Origin of the sequence: Haemophilus influenzae (assembly GCF_001457655.1) — a bacterium.
GTDB lineage: Bacteria > Pseudomonadota > Gammaproteobacteria > Enterobacterales > Pasteurellaceae > Haemophilus > Haemophilus influenzae.
Genome location: NZ_LN831035.1, coordinates 1,542,172 through 1,563,855, shown reverse-complemented (window position 1 = coordinate 1,563,855; position 21,684 = coordinate 1,542,172). Strand labels below are relative to the sequence as shown.

Annotated in this window: 21 protein-coding genes and 2 pseudogenes; 15 read left to right on the top strand and 8 right to left on the bottom strand. The window is 38.9% G+C overall.

Annotated elements, in window-relative coordinates; translation table 11 throughout:
• Positions 1–31 precede the first annotated feature (31 nt).
• From parC to htrB, 3 genes are all read right to left on the bottom strand, one after another.
• On the bottom strand, positions 32–2,275 hold the full coding sequence (gene parC / locus AT683_RS07725; RefSeq protein WP_005656820.1) for a DNA topoisomerase IV subunit A: 2,244 nt from the start codon (positions 2,273–2,275) through the stop codon (positions 32–34).
• Between the two features lie 66 nt (positions 2,276–2,341).
• Positions 2,342–4,240, bottom strand: coding sequence for a DNA topoisomerase IV subunit B (parE, locus tag AT683_RS07720; protein WP_005656818.1), 1,899 nt, complete (start codon positions 4,238–4,240; stop codon positions 2,342–2,344).
• Between the two features lie 73 nt (positions 4,241–4,313).
• A complete protein-coding gene (gene htrB / locus AT683_RS07715; protein WP_005656817.1) occupies positions 4,314–5,249 on the bottom strand; it encodes a lipid A biosynthesis lauroyl acyltransferase HtrB in 936 nt (311 codons plus the stop codon).
• A gap of 96 nt (positions 5,250–5,345) precedes the next feature.
• Here htrB and hldE point away from each other — a divergent pair, with 96 nt between their 5' ends.
• Both hldE and AT683_RS09515 read left to right on the top strand, forming a co-directional pair.
• Complete coding sequence (hldE, locus tag AT683_RS07710; RefSeq protein ID WP_005656815.1) at positions 5,346–6,776, top strand: bifunctional D-glycero-beta-D-manno-heptose-7-phosphate kinase/D-glycero-beta-D-manno-heptose 1-phosphate adenylyltransferase HldE; 1,431 nt, start codon at positions 5,346–5,348, stop codon at positions 6,774–6,776.
• A 192-nt stretch (positions 6,777–6,968) separates the two neighbouring features.
• The gene (locus AT683_RS09515) at positions 6,969–7,130 is read left to right on the top strand and encodes a DNA cytosine methyltransferase (RefSeq protein WP_223877544.1); all 162 of its coding nucleotides are present in this window, start codon (positions 6,969–6,971) and stop codon (positions 7,128–7,130) included.
• Between the two features lie 12 nt (positions 7,131–7,142).
• Here AT683_RS09515 and AT683_RS10060 read toward each other — a convergent pair.
• Together AT683_RS10060 and AT683_RS07700 are read right to left on the bottom strand one after the other, a co-directional pair.
• Positions 7,143–7,235, bottom strand: a pseudogene (locus AT683_RS10060) (type I restriction endonuclease); the annotation flags it as partial.
• A 211-nt stretch (positions 7,236–7,446) separates the two neighbouring features.
• Positions 7,447–7,803, bottom strand: a complete 357-nt coding sequence (locus AT683_RS07700; protein ID WP_005667009.1) for an abortive infection family protein — start codon at positions 7,801–7,803, stop codon at positions 7,447–7,449.
• Between AT683_RS07700 and AT683_RS09940 the strand changes: the two are divergent.
• Positions 7,804–8,875, top strand: a pseudogene (locus tag AT683_RS09940) (ATP-binding cassette domain-containing protein); the annotation flags it as partial. It lies immediately after the preceding gene.
• A 27-nt stretch (positions 8,876–8,902) separates the two neighbouring features.
• On the opposite strand, the gene can reads toward AT683_RS09940, so the two are convergent.
• Both can and asnS read right to left on the bottom strand, forming a co-directional pair.
• The gene (gene can / locus AT683_RS07685; protein ID WP_005631770.1) at positions 8,903–9,592 is read right to left on the bottom strand and encodes a carbonate dehydratase; all 690 of its coding nucleotides are present in this window, start codon (positions 9,590–9,592) and stop codon (positions 8,903–8,905) included.
• Positions 9,593–9,667: 75 nt separating this feature from the next.
• Complete coding sequence (gene asnS, locus AT683_RS07680; RefSeq protein WP_011272560.1) at positions 9,668–11,071, bottom strand: asparagine--tRNA ligase; 1,404 nt, start codon at positions 11,069–11,071, stop codon at positions 9,668–9,670.
• A gap of 226 nt (positions 11,072–11,297) precedes the next feature.
• On the opposite strand from asnS, the gene ribH reads away from it, so the two are divergent.
• From ribH to dapB, 6 genes are all read left to right on the top strand, one after another.
• Positions 11,298–11,771 (top strand): 6,7-dimethyl-8-ribityllumazine synthase, encoded by a 474-nt coding sequence (ribH, locus tag AT683_RS07675; protein ID WP_011272561.1) that lies wholly within the window; start codon positions 11,298–11,300, stop codon positions 11,769–11,771.
• Between the two features lie 3 nt (positions 11,772–11,774).
• Entirely contained in the window at positions 11,775–12,209 is a 435-nt protein-coding gene (nusB, locus tag AT683_RS07670) for a transcription antitermination factor NusB (protein ID WP_011272562.1), read from the top strand.
• A 66-nt stretch (positions 12,210–12,275) separates the two neighbouring features.
• Positions 12,276–13,262: a thiamine-phosphate kinase gene (thiL, locus tag AT683_RS07665; protein WP_011272563.1), complete on the top strand. Its 987-nt coding sequence runs from the start codon at positions 12,276–12,278 to the stop codon at positions 13,260–13,262.
• Positions 13,259–13,750 (top strand): phosphatidylglycerophosphatase A family protein, encoded by a 492-nt coding sequence (locus tag AT683_RS07660; RefSeq protein ID WP_005650347.1) that lies wholly within the window; start codon positions 13,259–13,261, stop codon positions 13,748–13,750. Before thiL ends, AT683_RS07660 begins: the two co-directional genes overlap by 4 nt.
• On the top strand, positions 13,750–14,379 hold the full coding sequence (locus AT683_RS07655) for a LysE family transporter (RefSeq protein ID WP_011272564.1): 630 nt from the start codon (positions 13,750–13,752) through the stop codon (positions 14,377–14,379). The genes AT683_RS07660 and AT683_RS07655 overlap by 1 nt, the downstream gene beginning before the upstream one ends.
• Before the next feature lie 16 nt (positions 14,380–14,395).
• Positions 14,396–15,208 (top strand): 4-hydroxy-tetrahydrodipicolinate reductase, encoded by an 813-nt coding sequence (gene dapB / locus AT683_RS07650; RefSeq protein WP_011272565.1) that lies wholly within the window; start codon positions 14,396–14,398, stop codon positions 15,206–15,208.
• Here dapB and yfaE read toward each other — a convergent pair.
• Entirely contained in the window at positions 15,203–15,451 is a 249-nt protein-coding gene (yfaE, locus tag AT683_RS07645) for a class I ribonucleotide reductase maintenance protein YfaE (protein ID WP_005662492.1), read from the bottom strand. The genes dapB and yfaE overlap by 6 nt on opposite strands.
• Before the next feature lie 45 nt (positions 15,452–15,496).
• Between yfaE and AT683_RS07640 the strand changes: the two genes are divergently transcribed.
• From AT683_RS07640 to AT683_RS07615, 6 genes are all read left to right on the top strand, one after another.
• On the top strand, positions 15,497–16,237 hold the full coding sequence (locus AT683_RS07640; RefSeq protein WP_011272566.1) for a hypothetical protein: 741 nt from the start codon (positions 15,497–15,499) through the stop codon (positions 16,235–16,237).
• Between the two features lie 148 nt (positions 16,238–16,385).
• Positions 16,386–17,375: a phenylalanine--tRNA ligase subunit alpha gene (gene pheS / locus AT683_RS07635; RefSeq protein WP_011272567.1), complete on the top strand. Its 990-nt coding sequence runs from the start codon at positions 16,386–16,388 to the stop codon at positions 17,373–17,375.
• Between the two features lie 33 nt (positions 17,376–17,408).
• Positions 17,409–19,796, top strand: a complete 2,388-nt coding sequence (pheT, locus tag AT683_RS07630; protein ID WP_011272568.1) for a phenylalanine--tRNA ligase subunit beta — start codon at positions 17,409–17,411, stop codon at positions 19,794–19,796.
• Between the two features lies 1 nt (position 19,797).
• Entirely contained in the window at positions 19,798–20,088 is a 291-nt protein-coding gene (locus AT683_RS07625) for an integration host factor subunit alpha (RefSeq protein ID WP_005652847.1), read from the top strand.
• Between the two features lie 52 nt (positions 20,089–20,140).
• Positions 20,141–20,626: an NlpC/P60 family protein gene (locus AT683_RS07620; RefSeq protein ID WP_011272569.1), complete on the top strand. Its 486-nt coding sequence runs from the start codon at positions 20,141–20,143 to the stop codon at positions 20,624–20,626.
• A gap of 65 nt (positions 20,627–20,691) precedes the next feature.
• Positions 20,692–21,645: a helix-turn-helix transcriptional regulator gene (locus AT683_RS07615; RefSeq protein WP_005650362.1), complete on the top strand. Its 954-nt coding sequence runs from the start codon at positions 20,692–20,694 to the stop codon at positions 21,643–21,645.
• Positions 21,646–21,684: the final 39 nt, after the last annotated feature.

Here is a 21,684-nt window from a genome sequence, read left to right as displayed (position 1 = left end):
TCCCTAAGTTATGTTTAAGTGATGTGTTGTGTTACGGCTCGACTACCATAATTTCAAGATTGGTATGTAATCCACGTGGTAATGTCGAACCTTTTCTGCCTCGTTCTGCGCGGAACTTTTGCAGATCTTCTGGTTTTAATACAATTTTTCGTTTTCCAGAATGAAATTCAAGACTTGCTTGATCTGAAATAAGCAATAATTTTGTCAATAGTTCGCTACGATCTTTTGCATTCGCTGCGGGAATAGTGATCATTTTATTGCCTTTACCTTTTGATAATACCGGTAAATCTTGTGCTGGAAAAATCAACATTCTGCCTGCTGATGTGATTGCGACAACAAGTGCGGTAGAATTTATCAATGTTTTAGGCTTCAACACTTTGGCATTTTCTGGTAAAGAAATCAAGGCTTTTCCAGTCTTGTTACGTGCAATTAAATCTTCAAATTTACAAATAAAACCATATCCCGCATCAGAAGCCATCAATAATTCTTGCTGTTCGCTGGCCATTACAACATATTCAATGGTCGCACCAGTGGGTAAATTGAGTTTACCTGTAAGTGGTTCGCCTTGGGAGCGAGCGGAAGGCAAGGAAAGCGGATCGAGTGCATAACTCCGCCCCGTGCTATCAATGAATACAACGGCTTGATTACTTTTGCCACAAGCGTGAGCTAGATAGCTATCGCCAGCTTTGTAGCTTAATGATTTAGGATCAATATCGTGTCCTTTTGCACAACGTACCCAGCCCATTTCTGATAAGATGACAGTAACTGGCTCTGCTGGCGTCATATCATTTTCAGAGATCATTTTGGCTTCTTCACGTTCGACCAGTTGAGACATACGTGGACTGGCATATTTTTTCGCATCTTCTTGAATTTCTTTTTTGATAAGCGTATTCAAACGGCGTTCTGATCCTAAAATTGCTTCTAAATTTAACCGCTCTTTTTCAAGTTCATCTTGTTCTGCTTTGAGTTGGTTTTCTTCTAATTTCGCTAAATGACGTAAGCGTAAATTTAAAATGGCATCGGCTTGTTCATCGCTTAAATTAAAGCGTGCCATAAGCTCTGCTTTTGGATCATCTTCGTGGCGTATAATTTCGATAACTTCATCAATATTTAAAAAGGCTATCATCAAGCCTTCTAAAATATGCAAGCGAGAGAGTACTTTATCTAAGCGATATTGAAGGCGACGAGTGACCGTTGTGCGACGGAAGTCAAGCCATTCATTTAAGATTTCTAATAAGCCTTTTACCGCTGGTTTATGATCAAGCCCGATCATATTCATATTTACACGGTAGCTTTTTTCAAGATCTGTGGTCGCAAATAAATGTGCCATTAAGGCATCAGTATCGACGCGATTTGAGCGAGGAACTAGCACAATGCGAATTGGATTTTCGTGATCGGCTTCATCTCGAATATCTTCTAGCATTGGCAGTTTTTTTGCCGTCATTTGTTCGGCTATTTGTGCAATAACTTTTGAGGGAGAAGATTGATGTGGAAGCGCAGAAATAATGATCTCGCCGTCTTCTTTTTTCCAAATTGCACGCATTTTTATTGAGCCACGGCCTTGCTCATAAATTTTACGAATTTCTGATTTTGGCGAAATAATTTCCGCTTCTGTTGGAAAATCTGGGCCTTGAACAATTTCAAGTACATCATCTAATCTCGCTTTAGGATTATCTAGCAACATTACTGCCGCATCAGCAATTTCGTTAATATTGTGTGGTGGAATATCTGTAGCCATCCCCACCGCAATACCTGTTGTGCCGTTCAATAAAATATGAGGTAAACGAGCAGGTAAATATTGTGGTTCAGCTAAGGTTCCATCAAAGTTTGGTTGATAATCTACTGTTCCTTGTCCGAGTTCATTCAACAAGATTTCAGAGATTTTAGATAGGCGAGATTCCGTATAACGCATGGCAGCGAAGGATTTTGGATCATCTGGTGCCCCCCAGTTACCTTGACCATCTACAAGTGGATAACGATAAGAGAAGGGTTGTGCCATTAACACCATAGCTTCATAACAAGCGCTGTCACCATGTGGATGGAATTTACCAAGTACATCACCGACGGTACGAGCAGATTTTTTGTATTTTGCCGTGGCATTTAAGCCAAGTTCAGACATCGCATATACAATACGACGTTGAACGGGTTTTAAACCATCACCGATAAAAGGCAACGCACGATCCATGATGACATACATAGAATAGTTGAGATAAGCCTTTTCAGTGAAGGTGCGTAGAGGCATTTGCTCAATGCCTTCATAGTTGATATTTGTCATTTTTGTTTCTGTTAATTGATATATTCTTAATTTATTAAAATTCAGATTTGCTGAGATTAATTTAGTCTAAACAGATAAATCAACCTGATCGCCTTTCGCTTGTAACCAATTTTTACGGTCTTCGGAACGTTTTTTCGCTAATAACATATCCATCAGTTCTAATGTATCTGAGCCTTGATCTTCCCCTAAATCATAAGTTAATTGAACGAGACGGCGCGTATTAGGATCCATTGTTGTTTCACGCAATTGCGATGGGTTCATTTCACCTAAACCTTTAAAACGTTGAACATTCGGTTTGCCTTTTTTATTTTTCAAGCGATCTAAAATCGCCTCTTTTTCACTTTCGTCTAATGCGTAGAAGACTTCTTTATTTAAGTCAATGCGATAAAGTGGTGGCATTGCTACGTAAACGTGACCGTCTTGTACCAATTTCGGAAAATGACGTAAGAACAGGGCGCAGAGTAGGGTGGCAATATGCAGACCATCGGAGTCAGCATCCGCGAGAATACAGACTTTGCCATAGCGAAGTTGTGATAAATCATTGCTGTCAGGATCGATCCCTAGAGCCACGGCGATATCGTGAATTTCTGTTGAACCTAATACTTGATCAGGGGAAACTTCCCATGTGTTTAAAATTTTCCCACGTAACGGCAAAATCGCTTGATATTCGCGATCACGCGCTTGTTTTGCTGAACCGCCCGCAGAGTCGCCCTCCACTAAAAATAATTCCGTTTTTTCTAAATCCTGCGAGCCACAATCAGCTAATTTTCCTGGTAATGCAGGGCCACTAACGAGTTTTTTTCGCACGACTTTTTTGGCGGCGCGTAATCGGCGTTGTGCAGAACTAATGGCAATTTCTGCTAATTTTTCAGCGTCTTGTACGTTTTGGTTGAGCCATAGGCTGAACGCATCTTTTAAAACACCGCTGACAAACACCGCACTTTGGCGTGATGATAAGCGTTCCTTTGTTTGCCCTGCGAATTGTGCATCCTGCATTTTAAGGGAAAGAATGTAAGAACAACGATCCCAAATATCATCGGCGGTAAGTTTTACCCCACGTGGTAATAGATTTCTAAATTCGCAAAATTCACGAATAGCATCTAATAAACCTTGGCGTAGGCCATTAACATGCGTTCCGCCTTGAATAGTCGGAATTAAGTTTACGTAGCTTTCGCCGATTAGTTCGCCACCTTCTGGCAACCAAAGTAATGCCCAGCTAACCGCTTCATTTGTTCCTTTAAATTCGCCAACAAATGGTTTTTCCGGAAGGGTTTCAAAGCCATTTACTGCTTCGATAAGGTAATCGGAAAGCCCATCTTCATATAACCAAATATCTTGAGTATTGTTTACTTTATCAATGAATTTGATTTCAAGCCCTGAGCAGAGTACCGCTTTCGCTCTTAATAAATGGCGTAGGCGGCTAACGGAAAATTTTGCGCTGTCAAAATATTTTGGATTCGGTTTGAAGTGAACAGTTGTTCCAGTTGTGCGTCTGCCACAAGTCCCGATAACTTCTAATTCTTCTACTTTACTGCCGTTTTCAAAGGCAATTTTATACACTTCACCATTGCGTTTAACTTGAATATCCACGCGTTCAGAAAGCGCATTCACCACAGAAATCCCCACACCGTGTAAACCTCCCGCAAATTCATAATTTTTATTGGAGAATTTACCACCAGCATGCAGTTTAGTCAGGATTACTTCTACGCCAGAAACGCCTTCCGTAGGATGAGTATCCACAGGCATACCGCGACCATTGTCCGTTACTTCAATGGATTGATCAGGGTGTAAAATTACTTCAATTTTTGAGGCAAAACCGGCAAGGGCTTCATCTACGCTGTTATCAATAACTTCTTGTGCTAAATGATTAGGGCGAGTAGTGTCAGTGTACATTCCCGGGCGAATTTGCACTGGTTCGAGATCTTTAAGAACGGTAATTTCTTGAGCTGAATAATTGGTTGTCATGGTGAGGTTATTCGTTAATTTTTTAAATTTGAGAAAATTCTATCAAAAAGTGCGGTGATATTCGACCGCACTTTTAATCGTATAAACTAGGCGTCTTTTCATCGGGGCGCGTTTTAAAACGGCGATGTAGCCACATATATTGTGATATCCCCTTCATGATTTCCTTTTCTACGATTTGATTCATTCGCGCAGCAATCGCCGTTTCATCTTGTAAATCCGTAAAATCAACAGGCGCTGAAATACTCACGGTATAGCCTGAACCATCTTTATTGCGTAATGGCGCAAATGGAATCACTTTGCTGTTTTGTGAAGATTTCAATAAATAATAACTACCAGTGGTTGTGCAAGCATCGGGTACCGCAAAAAAGGGAACAAAAACGGCATTTTTTCTGCCGTAATCGTGATCAGGCGCATACCAAATGGTTTCTTCGTGGCGTAAAGCTTTGATCATTCCGCGTAAATCTTTACGATCAAGCATATCTTTATTAGAGCGTAAACGACCTTGCGTTTGTAGCCAATCAAGCAAAGGATTATCATTTGGACGATAAACGCCAATGCCGGGATGATGCAAACCAAGAATGCGCGCGCCAAGTTCTAGCGTTAAGAAATGAACACCAACGAGAACAATTCCATCTTTTTGATTTTCTTTTAGATAATGTAAGCCTTCAACTTTTGACCATTTTTTGATACGTGAATCCGACCAAAACCAAGCCATGCCAGTTTCGATAATTGCCATGCCTACAGAGCGGAGATTTTCTTGCAAAATCGCCTCACGGTCGTTTTCAGACATATCAGGAAAACAAAGTTCAAGATTACGACGTGCAATGGCTGCTCGACGTTTACCCACTTTTAAATGTGAAAACAGCCAACCGAGACCATGACCAATATGGCGCAAAATAGGATAGGGAAGACATAAAATACTTCGCCAAATTGCCACGCCTAACCAAAAAAGCCAGTATTTTGGGGCTAAAAAGTGCGGTTGAAATTGAGGGAGTTTTTCGTTTTTCATTGTTCTTTCCACGTAAGTTAGGGGCGTAGTTTATCGTAAATTTGAGTTGTGGTAAAATTGCCACAATTTTGGTTATTCAAATAGAGAGATTTTAAAATGGCTCAATATTCAGCAGAATTTAAGCAAGCAAAAGTACTTGTATTAGGCGACGTGATGCTTGATCGTTATTGGTTCGGCGCAACCAACCGTATTTCACCAGAAGCACCAGTGCCAGTAGTTCGTGTACAAGAAAATGAAGAACGCGCGGGTGGTGCAGCAAATGTGGCGATGAATATTGCTTCACTCAATGTATCCGTTCAGTTAATGGGATTGATTGGACAAGATGAAACTGGTTCTGCACTTTCCCTCTTATTAGAAAAACAAAAAATTGATTGTAATTTTGTTGCATTAGAAACCCATCCAACTATTACTAAATTACGTATTTTATCTCGTCACCAACAGTTACTCCGCCTTGATTTTGAAGAAGATTTCAATAATGTAGATTGCAAGGATTTATTAGCGAAGTTAGAAAGTGCGGTGAAAAATTACGGTGCTTTGATTCTTTCTGATTACGGCAAAGGCACGCTTAAAGATGTTCAGAAAATGATTCAAATTGCACGCAAAGCGAATGTGCCTGTGTTGATCGATCCAAAGGGAACTGATTTTGAACGCTATCGTGGTGCGACATTATTGACACCCAATATGTCTGAATTTGAAGCCGTTGTGGGTAAATGTAATACAGAAGAAGAAATTATTAAGAAGGGTTTAAAATTAATTTCTGATATTGAATTAACCGCACTTTTGGTAACGCGTTCTGAAAAAGGCATGACATTATTACGCCCAAATCAAGAGCCTTATCATTTGCCAACCGTTGCAAAAGAAGTGTTTGATGTGACGGGAGCCGGTGACACTGTCATTAGCGTATTAGCAACCGCATTAGCAGATGGACGTTCTTTTGAGGAATCTTGTTACCTAGCCAATGTAGCCGCTGGAATTGTGGTGGGTAAATTGGGGACTTCAACGGTTTCGACCGTGGAACTTGAAAATGCGATTCATGCTCGTCCTGAAACTGGATTTGGCATTATGAGTGAAGCAGAATTAAAAGATGCTGTCGCACAAGCTAAAGCGCGCGGTGAAAAAATTGTGATGACTAATGGCTGTTTTGATATTTTGCATCCAGGGCATATTTCTTATTTAGAAAATGCACGCAAATTGGGCGATCGTCTAATTGTTGCGGTAAACAGCGACGATTCTGTTAAACGCTTAAAAGGCGAAAGTCGTCCAATTAATAATCTTGAAAACCGTATGGCGGTATTGGCTGGTTTGGCATCCGTGGACTGGTTGGTGCCTTTCACTGAAGATACACCACAACGTTTAATCGGCGAAATTCTACCAGATCTTTTAGTCAAAGGTGGCGATTACAAACCCGAAGAGATTGCAGGCAGTAAAGAAGTTTGGGCAAACGGTGGCGATGTTAAAGTGCTAAACTTTGAAAATGGTTGTTCAACAACAAATGTGATTGAAAAAATTAAATTATTGAAAGATTAAGTGAAAGGTTAGGGGCTACTTGTTTATCATAAAAAACAACGAAATATAATGGGAAGTGGAATATAACCAGATGGTTATCCACAGTTTCGTGGATTAAAATTAGTTTAGTGTTTTTTAAGTAAGCTTGGTTGCTTGTGTTAAAGGCTCTATCTGAAATACAATATCTCTCGTTTTTTATTATTTTAATTTTATATGTCATTAACTTATCTCGATTTATTTTCTGGTGCTGGCGGTCTTTCTCTAGGATTTGATTATGCTGGATTTCGCCAGTTACTTTCCATTGAGTTAGAGCCAGTATATTGTGAAACCTACCGCGTTAATTTTCCGCATCATCGATCTTGCAACAGGATCTAACTCAGTTATCTAATGAACAGGCAAATCTTTACCGTAGCGATATTCCCAACCGAGGGATTGCAGGCGTTGAAGAGTGAGTTGTTCGATATCGTTTTCGTTGAGCATGATGAGTTCCTTAGTGTGTGGTTTAAATCTCCCCTAACCCCTCTTTACAAAAGAGGGGAATGGTCTTGAGCGTAGTTTTAGTTTAGGTGTTTTCATGAATAATTTTTCTGTTAATTCGACCGCTTGCAGCTAAACATTCCAAATAGTCCCCCTCTTTAGCAAAGAGGGGTTAGGGGAAATTTGGCATAGGTGAAATGAACCTTGTAAGAAATTAGAGCGTGTCCATCAACCGTTCATATTCTATTTGCTCAAACTCCAATACCATTTCTCTATAGGTATCAGGATCTTGAGCAAATAATGCTTGTGAATATGAAATTTTATATATTGTTTCCATTTCATACGCCTCATCAATTAATTCGTTGATTCTTTGATTATCTTCATATTGTATCCTTTCACTTCTACGGTAATCATTTGTAGCAATGTAAAAGTGTAGAATAAATCCTAAAATTGCATTGGTTGAATGAAGTACAAATAAAGCAAGATCACTACTTATTTGTTTGTGTTCTATATCTTGACCGTGAGAAGCATAACTACCACATTCGTTTCTAATTTCTGCAATATAATGCAAAATCGAACCACAAAATTATCCGCACTTTCGGGCGGTTGGTTACGCAAAGCGGCACTAGCACGTGCATTGGTATGCGATCCTGATGTGTTATTACTTGATGAACCAACCACTTGGATGTGGAAGTTATTGAATGGCTGGAAAATTTCTTACTGGATTTCCAAGGTAGCATTGTATTTATTTCCCATGACCGTTCTTTTATTCGCAAAATGGCAACACGCATTGTGGATTTAGATCGCGGTCAATTGCAGTCTTATCTAGGCAATTACGATTTATATTTAACCACGAAAGAAGAAAATCTACGCGTTGAAGCCTTGCAAAATGAATTATTTGATAAACGTCTTGCACAGGAAGAAGTGTGGATTCGCCAAGGTATCAAGGCTCGCCGTACAAGAAATGAAGGGCGAGTGCGAGCATTAAAAGCGATGCGTGAGGAACGTCAGTTAAAGCCTTATCGGGGGGAGAACGAAATCGTTTATTACTCGCAAAATTGTTGCTCAAACCAAATAATTTATTGATTCTTGACGAACCGACCAATGACCTTGATGTAGAAACATTGGAGCTTTTAGAAGAAATTTTGACTGATTATCAAGGCACATTGTTAATTGTGAGCCACGACCGTCAATTTATCGATAATACTGCCACAGAATGTTATTTATTCGAAGGTGAAGGGCATTTGAATAAGTATGTGGGAGGATTCTTTGATGCGAAACAGCAACAAGCCAATTTCTGGGCAAGTAAAGCAGTGGAAGAGCAGGCTAAAGCGAAGAAAACTGAACCGCTAAAAGAAGAAAGTGCGGTGAAAAATGACCGCACTTCTAAGCCGAAATCCGTGAAACTTTCTTATAAAGAACAACGTGAGTTAGAACAGCTGCCACAACTATTGGAAGAGTTGGAAACTAAAATCACCGTACTTCAAGCTGAAATAGCCGATCCAGCATTTTTCCAACAGGCTCACGATATTACCGACGCTAAATTAAAAGCATTGGCGGATACTGAAGCCGAATTAGAAACAGCATTTTTACGCTGGGAAGAATTAGAAGAAAAGAAAAATTTGGCTGACGGTAAAGCTTAAAAAAATAACGCCCAAAAGGGCGTTTTTTTATGTATTTTCAAGATGATCTTTTTTCAAAATATTTTCTTCATCAAGTATTGATAAACGAGCGATAGCGTTTCGATAAGAAATTTCAAGGGTTTCTCTGCTGGTTGCCATTACGCCTTGATCCACTAAAAATCCATCATTTACATCATATACCCAGCCGTGTAATGAGAGTTTTTGTCCGCGTTCCCAAGCACTTTTTACAATTGATGTGCGCCCTAGATTGTAAACCTGTTCCGCTACGTTAATTTTAGTTAGCATATCGGCACGTTTTTCTGGAGAAAGTTTACCGAGAAGATGACCGTGTTTAAACCAAATATCACGAATATGAAGAAGCCAGTTGTTGATAAGCCCTAAATCTTTATCTGCCATAGCAGCGTGAATTCCCCCGCAGTTGGTGTGACCACAGATAATAATATGTTCAATTTTAAGCACATCGACGGCATATTGCACAACAGAAAGGCAATTAAAATCTGTGTGAATTACTTGGTTAGCAACATTACGATGTACAAAAAGCTCACCTGGTTCAAGATTCGTCAATTTCTCAGCGGGTACACGGCTATCAGAGCAACCAATCCAAAGGTAATGTGGCGTTTGATGATCCGCAAGTTCTTTGAAGTAAGTAGAATTTTCTTCTTTCATTCTTTGTGCCCAACTGTAATTGTTGGCAAAGAGTTGTTTAATTTTATCCATTTTACTTTCCTTAAAATTCTGAAAAAATTAACCGCACTTTGGCGTAAGTGCGGTCAATATTAAAGTTAAATTGAATTAGAAATTCGCATTTCTTGGCGCGCGTGGGAATGGAATTACATCACGAATATTTTGAACGCCAGTTACATAGACGATTAAACGTTCAAAACCAAGACCAAAACCAGAATGTGGAACACTGCCGTATTTACGAAGATCGCGATACCACCAATAATCATCTGGATTTAATCCCATTTCTTCCATGCGTTTATCAAGCACCTCTAAACGTTCTTCACGTTGTGAACCACCGATGATTTCACCAATTCCTGGAGCTAACACGTCCATTGCCGCCACAGTTTTTCCATCATCATTTAAACGCATATAGAATGCTTTAATGTCTTTTGGATAGTTTTTCACCACAACTGGTGATTTGAAATATTCTTCCGCTAAGAAACGTTCGTGTTCAGAAGAAAGATCAATGCCCCAAGAAACAGGGAATTCAAATTTCTTACCAGATTTTAATAACACATCAATGGCATCGGTATAGTCAATTTGCGCAAAATCTGAGTTTACAAAGTTTTCTAAACGAGTAATAACATCTTTATCTACATGTTTTTCAAAGAATTGTAAGTCGTCTTTACGCTCTGCTAATACTGCACGAAATACGTATTTCAACATATCTTCTGCAAGTTTTGCGTTATCCGCTAAGGTTGCAAATGCAACTTCAGGTTCAACCATCCAGAATTCAGCTAAGTGACGGGTAGTATTCGAGTTTTCTGCACGGAATGTTGGGCCAAAAGTATAAATTTTGCTTAATGCACAAGCATAGGTTTCGCCGTTTAACTGACCTGAAACCGTTAAAAATGATTCTTTACCGAAGAAATCTTGGCTGAAATCCACTTTTCCATTTTCACTACGTGGAAGATTTTCTAAATCAAGTGTAGAAACACGGAACATTTCACCCGCACCTTCAGTGTCTGATGCAGTAATTAATGGGGTTGCCACCCAGTAGAAACCTTGCTCATGGAAGAAACGGTGAATTGCTTGAGACAAGCAATGACGAACACGCGCGACCGCGCCAATAATATTGGTACGAGGGCGTAAGTGAGCTACTTCGCGTAAATATTCGATAGAGTGGCGTTTTGCTGCCATTGGGTAAGTATCTGGATCTTCAACAAACCCTGTCACTTCCACTTTTTCTGCTTGTAATTCAACCGCTTGTCCTTCAGAAGGTGATTCAACGACTTTACCAGTTACAATCACAGAACAGCCTGTTGTTAAACGTAAAATTTCGCTTTCGTAATTTTTAATATCGTTATTAATAATTGCTTGAATTGGATCAAAGCAAGAACCGTCATAAACCGCTAAGAAAGATAAGCCTGCTTTAGAATCGCGACGGGTACGAACCCAACCACGCACAGTGACGGTTTCACCAATCGCCACTTTCCCTTGTAATACATCAACAATTGATGCCACTTTAGACATATTAAACCTCTGTAACTGAATGTAATTCACATAAAATTGCCGACAGTTTACCTTAATAAAGGAAATTTTCCATAAAAATATAGTGTTGGTGCGGGCTATGAACAATAAAATCGCCTTAAAAATGAGCCCTAAATAAAATAGGGTAAAGCCTCATTAATATTGAATATACGCGATTTTATGTTAAAATCTCGGGCCAAAATCATTATGGCTAATAATAGGAAAAAATATGAAAGTTTTAGAAGGCTCAGTTGCAGCACCTAATGCAAAAGTTGCAGTAGCAATTGCTCGTTTTAACAGTTTTATTAATGAAAGTTTATTAGAAGGCGCAATTGATGCATTAAAACGTATCGGCCAAGTGAAAGATGAAAATATCACTATCGTGCGTACCCCAGGCGCGTATGAGTTGCCATTAGTTGCTCGTCGTTTAGCTGAAAGTAAAAAATTTGATGCGATTGTGGCATTAGGTACAGTTATCCGTGGTGGTACAGCACATTTTGAATATGTAGCAGGGGAAGCAAGCAGCGGTTTAGGAAAAGTTGCAATGGATGCTGAAATCCCTGTCGCTTTTGGTGTATTAACTACAGAAAATATTGAACAGGCGATTGAACGTGCTGGTACTAAAGCAGGAAATAAAGGTGCAGAAGCAGCCTTAACCGCACTTGAAATGGTTAATCTTATTCAACAAATTGATGCGGCATAAATCATGACAGAACAAAAACAAGTGAAAAAGCCTTCTGCTCGTCGTCGTGCGCGTGAGTGTACTGTTCAAGCCTTGTATTCTTGGGCAGTATCCGGCAATACTGCAGAACAAGTGGAATTAGCCTTTGTGTTAGATCAAGATATGGATGGGGTAGATAAACCTTACTTCCGTAAATTATTTCGTCAAACAGTAGAAAATATTGAAACCGTTGATTTTTCAATTTCGCCTTATATTGACCGCGCTTTTGATGAGCTTGATCCTATTGAAACGGCAATTTTACGTTTGGCCGTTTATGAATTGTGCTTCGAGTTAGATGTGCCATATAAAGTGGTTATCAATGAAGCGATTGAAGTGGCAAAAGTATTCGGTGCAGATGAAAGCCATAAATATATCAATGGCGTACTTGATAAAATCGCACCAGCATTAGGGCGTAAATAATCCTTTTAAACTGAGAATGGCGCGCGTTTTTAATGCGTGCCTTTTCTTTTATAAGATAGGTGAAAAATGGCAATGGGTGAATTTGATTTAATTAAACGATATTTTCAGCAACAAATATTAGTTGATGATTCCGTTCAATTATCTATTGGCGACGATTGTGCGCTGGTTTCCGTGCCAGAGAATTATCAGCTTGCCATTACGACCGATACAATGGTGGAAAATACGCATTTTTTACCAACCATTTCACCTGAGGACTTGGCTTATAAGGCGGTTGCAACAAATTTAAGTGATCTTGCTGCAATGGGGGCACAGCCAAAATGGGTTTCACTGGCATTAACTTTGCCAAATGTAGACGAAAATTGGATTTCAACATTTAGCCAAAGTTTATTACACACGTTAAAACAATACAACGTCACATTAATTGGTGGCGATACTACAAAAGGTAATTTGTCTATTACGATTACGGCACAAGGTTTTGTCGAAAAAAACAAAGGAATTTGTCGGCATAAAGCACAAATCGGTGATTTAATTTATGTTTCAGGCACTTTAGGCGATAGCGCGGCAGGTTTAACACAAATTTTATTGGGCAAAAGTGCGGTTGATTCTGATGATGTTTTTTTGCAACAACGACATCTTAGACCCACACCTAGAATTGAACTTGGGCGGGCGTTAATTGATATTGCTCATGCTGCCATTGATCTTTCCGATGGGCTAATATCTGATTTAGGGCATATTCTTGAACGAAGTCAATGTAGTGCTGAAGTTGAACTGACTGCATTACCTCTTTCATCATCGATTTTAAATAAATATGATCGCACTCAAGCGGAACAATTTGCCTTAAGTGGTGGCGAAGACTATGAACTTTGTTTTACCATACCGCCCGAATATAAAGATGAATTAGAATTACGCTTGAAAAAACTGAACGTGCCTTGCACTTGTATTGGTAAAATTAATGAAAAGTGCGGTGACTTTTCTCCCCGTTTTTTACGGGATGGAAAACCTGTGAATATAATTTTTTCAAGCGGTTTCGATCATTTTAAGGAATCAAAATGACAGAAAATAATCCTCTTAAAAAAATCTCTCTTTTAAATCCTATTCATTTGCTTGCCGTTGGTTTTGGCTCGGGTTTAATTTATCCAGCACCCGGCACTTGGGGGAGCTTAGCTGGAACAATTTTAGGTGTGATTTTACTTTCCTTATTAGGCGTAAAAATCTTTTTAATTTTCACCGCACTTTGTTTTCTACTCGGTTGCTACCTTTGCCAAAAAACTACTGCAGATATGGGCGTACACGATCATGGTTCTATCGTCTGGGATGAATTTGTCGGCGTATTTATTGTATTAGCAGCGATACCGTCATTATCTTGGCAATGGATTTTGGCTGCTTTTGCGTTATTCCGCTTTTTTGATATTTTAAAACCGTTTCCAATTCGTTATTTTGACGAAAAACTCGAAAATGGTTTTGGCATTATGATCGATGACGTTTTAGCGGCAATTTATGCTGTGATTGTTGTATTTGCTATTCAATATTGGATGTTGTGATGCTAAATTTAATCATTGTGCATTTATTTGGATTAATGACGCCAGGGCCTGATTTCTTTTATGTAAGTCGAATGGCGGCAAGTAACTCTCGTCGTAATACAGTTTGTGGCATTTTAGGCATAACGCTTGGTATCGCTTTTTGGGGAATGCTTTCTATGTTGGGATTGGCGGTGTTGTTCGTTACCATTCCAGCATTACATGGCGTTATTATGTTGCTAGGCGGTAGTTACTTAGCATATCTCGGTTTTTTAATGGCTCGCAGCAAAAAATACGCTCAATTTGAACCGCACTCTGATACTGAATTTAATCAGCAAACCACAATCAAAAAAGAAATTTTGAAAGGGCTTTTAGTGAATTTATCCAATGCAAAAGTCGTGGTGTATTTTAGTAGCGTGATGTCGCTTGTCTTAGTAAATATCACTGAAATGTGGCAAATTATCTTGGCTTTTATGGTGATTGTGGTAGAAACATTTTGTTATTTTTATGTGATTTCATTGATTTTTTCACGTAATATTGCCAAGCGTTTATACAGTCAATACAGCCGTTATATTGATAATATGGCAGGTATTGTATTTTTATTTTTTGGTTGTGCGCTTGTTTATAACGGCATCAACGAAATAATTCATTAATAGAAAAGGAAGTAACATGACATTAAAAATTGCAATCGCTGGTGCTGGCGGAAGAATGGGGCGTCAATTAATTCAAGCGGTTCATTCTGCGGAAGGCGTAGAACTAGGTGCGGCTTTTGAACGCAAAGGATCATCTTTAGTTGGGACGGATGCGGGAGAATTGGCAGGAATTGGTCATCTTGGCGTTGCAGTTTCAGACGATCTTGAAAGCCAAAAAGATAAATTCGATTTATTAATCGATTTTACCCGACCAGAAGGCTCCCTTGAACATATTGCATTTTGCGTAGCGAATAATAAAAAAATGGTGATCGGTACAACGGGTTTTGATCAAAATGGTAAAGCAGCGATTAAAGCAGCTTCAGATAAAATTGCTATTGTGTTTGCATCAAATTTCAGTGTTGGCGTGAATTTAGTCTTCAAGCTTTTAGAAAAAGCAGCAAAAGTGATGGGGGATTATTGCGATATTGAAGTGATCGAAGCTCATCACCGTCATAAAGTTGATGCGCCATCTGGCACTGCACTTTCTATGGGCGAACATATCGCAAAAACCTTAGGTCGCGATTTAAAAACGCACGGAGTCTTCTGCCGTGAAGGAATTACAGGCGAACGTAAACGGGATGAAATTGGTTTTTCAACTATTCGCGCTTCGGATGTGGTGGGGGAACACACGGTTTGGTTCGCAGATATTGGCGAACGTGTAGAAATTTCCCATAAAGCATCAAGCCGAATGACTTTCGCTAATGGTGCAGTGCGTGCTGGTAAATGGTTAGAAAATAAGGCGAATGGCTTATTTGATATGACCGATGTATTAGATTTAAATAATTTATAAATCAATTTCAAGGTCACTTTCTACGTGACAGCAACATAATAAAATCTCATCAGGTTGAATAAAGGCAAGAGGCATTTCTTTATAAGACACCTTGCCTTTTTTGATCTTAACGCGACAAGAACCACAATAGCCACTACGGCATTGATATTCGTGATGAATATTATTTTTCTCGAGATGATCAAGTAAACTTGTTTCATTATTGAATTCTAATGTGGTGTTATGGCGGATAAGGTGGATTTTCATAATAACGATATGTTGTAATTTGTCGTACTATTATATAAGGAAAAGATGAAATTATTGATAAAAACTTCACTTAGTCAGTGGATTTGCTTGAATTTTGCCAAAATTCCTATTTTTAAAATGCTAGGTTTTATAACCGCACTTTTTATTACGGCTTGTAGTTCTATTAGCAAAGAACCAGTGAAGACTGTGGATATTTATATTAAACCTTATTATTCTGCTGAAAATGGAAAAGCAGAAAATGTATTTGTACATAAAGAAATTGATCCTATGTTACGTGAAAATACGCTAAAAGGTTATAAAAGTACGGTAAAATTTTTAGAAGAAAATCCAGCTCGCATTTCACCAATGACAATGTTTACCTTAGCCGCTCGGGCTTACGATTTTGGCTTAAGAGATGAAGCGGTTACTTGGTTTTATCGTGGTCAAAATCGTTTGATCACCGCACTTTATGTGTTGGATTTACCAAAACAAACGGTGCAGGATAATACAGGGTTCAGCCATGTTGTAGGGCAGTTTGTTAATGCTTATGCGTTTTGTGATTTTGATAAACAAAGTCGTGCTGCCGAAAATGCGGTGAAATGGACAATTGCGCATCCTTATGAAGTGGTTTTCTTACCAGCATTACCCGCAAAATTTGCAGATCGTCAAAAAGCGTTAAAAGAATCGGAAGAAAAATTAGTTCAACGTTTACAGGAACAAGCCCGTTTTTTTGCTAATCCAAAAAATAAAGAAAAATGGCAAAAAAAGCGGTCAGAAAATTTTGTGAATGAACGATTTTGTTGGTAACAAGAAAAAATGGAATAGCGAATACGTTATTCCATTTTTATTTTTGATAAGCCAATGATTTTTCGCATTATTCTTTTACTTTTTAAGGACTTGGTATTATCATTACTCGGTTTTTTATTTTATAGAGAAAAGAGAAGCAGGGGAAACTATGCAACATCTGAACGAGCTTGTTGAGAAAGCGAAATTAGCGATTGAATCCATTCAGGATAAAAGTTTAACGGCTTTGGATGAAATCCGTGTCGAATATTTTGGTAAGAAAGGGTATTTTACGCAATTAATGCAAGAATTGCGTAACGTGTCAGCAGAAGAACGTCCTGCGATGGGCGCAAAAATTAACGAAGCAAAACAAGCTGCGTTAGAATTTTTAAATGCAAAAAAAACGGAGTGGGAACAGGCTGAACTTAACGCAAAATTAGAAAAAGAACGTGTAGATGTCAGTTTACCAGGTCGCAAAGTTGAAACTGGTGGCTTACACCCAGTTACCATGACGATTAATCGTGTAACAAAATTTTTCTCAGAACTTGGCTTTTCAGTTGAAAATGGCCCTGAAATTGAAAGTGATTATTACAACTTTGATGCGTTAAATATTCCTAAACATCACCCAGCACGTGCCGATCACGATACTTTCTGGTTTAATCCAGAATTATTACTTCGTACTCAAACTTCTGGCGTGCAAATTCGTACTATGGAAAAAATGCAGCCACCAATTCGCATTATGGCTCCAGGACGTGTATATCGTAATGACTACGATCAAACGCATACGCCAATGTTCCATCAAATTGAACTACTTTATGTGGATAAAAAAGCAAATTTCACCGAATTGAAAGGTTTATTGCACGATTTCTTACGCGCTTTCTTTGAAGAAGATTTACAAGTGCGTTTCCGTCCATCTTATTTCCCATTCACAGAGCCTTCAGCGGAAGTGGATGTGATGGGTAAAAATGGTAAATGGTTAGAAGTGTTGGGCTGCGGTATGGTGCATCCAAATGTGTTGCGTAACGTTGGTATTGATCCGAATGAATATTCTGGTTTTGCCGTGGGAATGGGTGTTGAGCGTTTAACAATGTTACGTTATAACGTAACAGATTTACGTTCGTTCTTTGAAAACGACTTACGTTTCTTAAAACAATTTAAGTAATTTCTCGGATTTGAATTAAAAGGATAACAACAAATGAAATTTAGTGAACAGTGGGTAAGAGAATGGGTGAACCCTGCGGTGTCCACCGAGCAATTATGCGAGCAAATTACCATGCTTGGCTTAGAAGTAGATGGCGTGGAAAGCGTTGCGGGTACATTTAATGGTGTCGTTGTTGGTGAAGTAGTGGAATGTGCACAACATCCAGATGCAGATAAATTACGTGTAACTAAAGTGAACGTAGGCGGTGATCGTTTATTGGATATCGTGTGTGGCGCAGCAAATTGTCGTCAAGGCTTAAAAGTGGCTTGTGCAACAGAAGGTGCGGTATTACCTGGCGATTTCAAAATTAAGAAAACGAAATTACGTGGTCAGCCATCAGAAGGGATGCTTTGTTCATTTTCTGAATTAGGTATTGATGTTGAAGCGGATGGTATTATTGAATTGCCACTTGATGCACCAATTGGTACTGATTTACGTGAATATTTAGCTTTAGATGATAATGCCATCGAAATTAGCTTAACGCCAAACCGTGCAGATTGTTTGAGCATCGCAGGTATTGCGCGTGAAATTGGTGTGGTAAATAAACAACTCGTAAATCAACCGCACTTTGAAGCAGTGCCAGCAACAATTTCTGATAAAGTTCAAATTGATTTACAAGCACCAGAAGCTTGCCCGCGTTATTTATTACGTGTGATAAAGAACGTCAATGTAAAAGCACCATCGCCAATGTGGATGCAAGAAAAATTGCGTCGCTGTGGTATTCGTTCTATCGATCCTATTGTCGATATTACTAACTATATTTTGCTTGAGTTCGGTCAGCCAATGCACGCGTTTGATGCAGCTAAAGTTACACAACCTGTTCAAGTTCGTTTCGCGAAAGAGGGGGAAGAATTAGTATTATTAGATGGCTCAACCGCAAAACTTCAATCAAATACGTTATTAATTGCTGACCAAAATGGGCCTTTAGCAATGGCAGGGATCTTTGGTGGTGCAACCAGTGGCGTGAATAGTGAAACGAAAGATGTGATTTTAGAATCCGCATTTTTCGCTCCATTAGCGATTGCAGGCCGTGCAAGACAATATGGTTTACATACTGATGCATCGCACCGTTTTGAACGTGGTGTGGATTTTGAATTAGCCCGTAAAGCAATGGAACGAGCAACCACATTATTACTTGAAATCTGTGGTGGTGAAGCGGGTGAGATTTGTGAAGCAAGCAGTGAAACTCATCTTCCTAAAGTCAATACAGTTCAACTTCGCCGTAGTAAATTAGATGCACTTTTAGGTCATCATATTGAAACAGGAAGCGTAACGGAAATTTTCCACCGTCTTGGTTTCGATGTTACTTATGCAAATGATATTTGGACGGTAACTTCTGCAAGCTGGCGTTTTGATATTGAAATCGAAGAAGATTTAATTGAAGAAGTGGCGCGTATTTATGGTTATAACAGCATTCCAAACAATGCGCCATTAGCGCATCTCCGCATGCGTGAGCACAAAGAATCTGATTTAGATTTAGCTCGAATTAAGACCGCACTTGTGGATGCAGATTATCAAGAAGCTATTACTTATAGCTTTGTGGATCCAAAAATTCAAAGTTTATTACATCCACATAAAGAAGCACTTGTATTGCCAAACCCAATTTCTGTGGAAATGTCCGCAATGCGCGTGTCTTTAATCAGCGGTTTATTAGGTGCAGTGCTTTATAACCAAAATCGCCAACAATCCCGTGTTCGTTTATTTGAAACAGGATTACGTTTTGTGCCAGATGCCAATGCTGAATTTGGCGTGCGTCAAGAATTTGTTTTAAGTGCGGTGATTACTGGAACGGCAAAATCTGAACATTGGGCAGGTAAAGCAGAGTCTGTAGATTTCTTTGATCTTAAAGGCGATTTAGAATCAGTACTTTCTTTAACAGAAGGTGGTAATAGAGTTCGTTTTGTTGCAAAACAATTTGATGCATTACACCCTGGCCAATCTGCTGCTATTGAATTAGATGGTCAAGAAATTGGTTTTATTGGTGCAATTCATCCATCTATTAGTCAAAAACTTGGCTTAAATGGCAAAACGTTTGTATTTGAAATTCTTTGGAATGCAATTGCGGCACGTAATGTGGTGCAAGCAAAAGAAATTTCTAAATTCCCAGCAAACCGTCGTGATTTAGCTTTAGTCGTCGCGGATAGCGTACCAGCAGGGGAATTAATCGCAGCATGTAAACAAGCAGGTGGCGAAAAATTGGTGCAAGTGAACTTGTTCGATGTATATCAAGGTGTGGGCGTCGCTGAAGGCTATAAGAGTTTAGCGATTAGCTTGACTGTCCAAGATAATGAAAAAACACTTGAAGATGAAGAAATTAATGCAGTGATTTCAGCAGTATTAGCGGAGGTAAAACAACGCTTTAATGCTGAATTAAGGGATTAATATGGCTACGATAACTAAACTTGATATTATTGAATATTTAAGCGATAAATATCACTTATCTAAACAAGATACGAAAAATGTGGTGGAGAACTTTTTGGAAGAGATCCGCTTATCGCTAGAATCTGGTCAAGATGTGAAATTATCAGGATTTGGTAATTTTGAATTACGCGATAAGTCATCTCGCCCAGGGCGTAACCCAAAAACAGGTGATGTTGTGCCAGTTTCTGCTCGCCGAGTAGTGACATTTAAACCTGGGCAAAAGTTACGTGCCCGTGTAGAAAAAACTAAATAGTAAGCAACAAAAAGTGCGGTGAATTTCTACCGCACTTTTTATATGAAAAGGTATGAAAGTATATAAATCATTTTTAATCGCTACTGCCTCGCTGTTTTTATTCGCTTGTTCCAGTTTTCAAAACGATGATTATGCGATGAACTATAAAGGTCAAATCGGCGATCCTATTATGGCCATAGCCATGTTGAGCGAACAACAACATGAATGGGCTGGTACACCTTATGTGCTCGGCGGCGTTTCTCGTCGTGGGGTAGATTGTTCTGGTTTTGTGCAGAAAACTTTCTTCGATCGTTTTAATCTTCGTTTGCCTAGAAGCACTGTTGAACAAGCTAATTATGGTAAACATGTACGCAAAGAACATATTCAAACTGGCGATTTAATTTTCTTTAAAACTGGCCGAGGTCCTAATGGTTATCATGTGGGGATTTATGTAAAAGAAGATAAATTCCTTCATGCTTCCACCAGAGGGGGAGTCGTCTATTCTTCAATGAATAACCCTTATTGGTCGAAAGCCTTCTGGCAAGTCAGACGGATTTAAAAAGTATAATGCTGGAATTTTCCAGCATTTTTTATAATGATTTTTTTCAAATTAGGGAGATAAAAATGCCCTCAAACTTAACCGCACTTCAAATTCAACTTGAAATTTTACGCCTTATTCCAAAAACTCGTTTTATTACCGCAGAAGAAATCTTACAAAAACTTGCTGATATTGGTGTTCAACGTGATATTCGTTCAATCCAACGCCTGCTAGAAAGTTTGTCTCAACAGTTTGAAATTGAGCGAGATATGCGTGATAAACCTTATGGATATCGATGGAAATCAAATGCTAAAGGCTTGGATTTACCGATTTTAAATGAACAGCAATCACTTGTGCTTATGCTTGCTAAACAATATCTCAATGGCATTTTGCCTTCTAGCATTATGAACTCAATGGAGGCGTTCTTTCAACAGGCCGAATATAATTTGGTTTATGACAGCCATAAAAAATCAGGGGCAGAATGGCTTAATAAAGTTGCTATTGCACCAACTAGTCAGCCGTTATTACCTGCCAAAATCAATCCAGAAATTTTTTCTCAAATTAGTACCGCACTTTATCAAAATCGATTTTTACAGGTGCATTATCGGAGTATTCACGGTAAAGAACATAAGGCACAGGTCAAGCCATTGGCTTTGGTTCAACAAGGACCAAGTAGCTATTTAGTCGCACAATATGAGAATGGCGATATTTTACACCTTGCTTTGCATCGCTTGCTTAAGGTAACAGTGAGTACAATGATATTTGAACGCCCTGATTTTAATTTGAAATCTTATGTAGAAAGCCAAAAGTTTGGTTTTACCTATGGTCGAAAAATTCGATTAACTTTCCGCATTAATAAAGATATTGGTGGATTTTTAACAGAAACACCATTATCAATGGATCAAACAGTAAAAGATTGTGGCACTGAATATGAAATTTCCGCTACCGTGATTAAGAGCGCTATGCTGGAATGGTGGATAGCCCATTTTGGTGAAGATTACCAAGAAATTGACCGCACTTATTTAGACGAAAATGCCTAACGACATAAATTGTCGCTTCATCTTTTATCATTAAGCCAT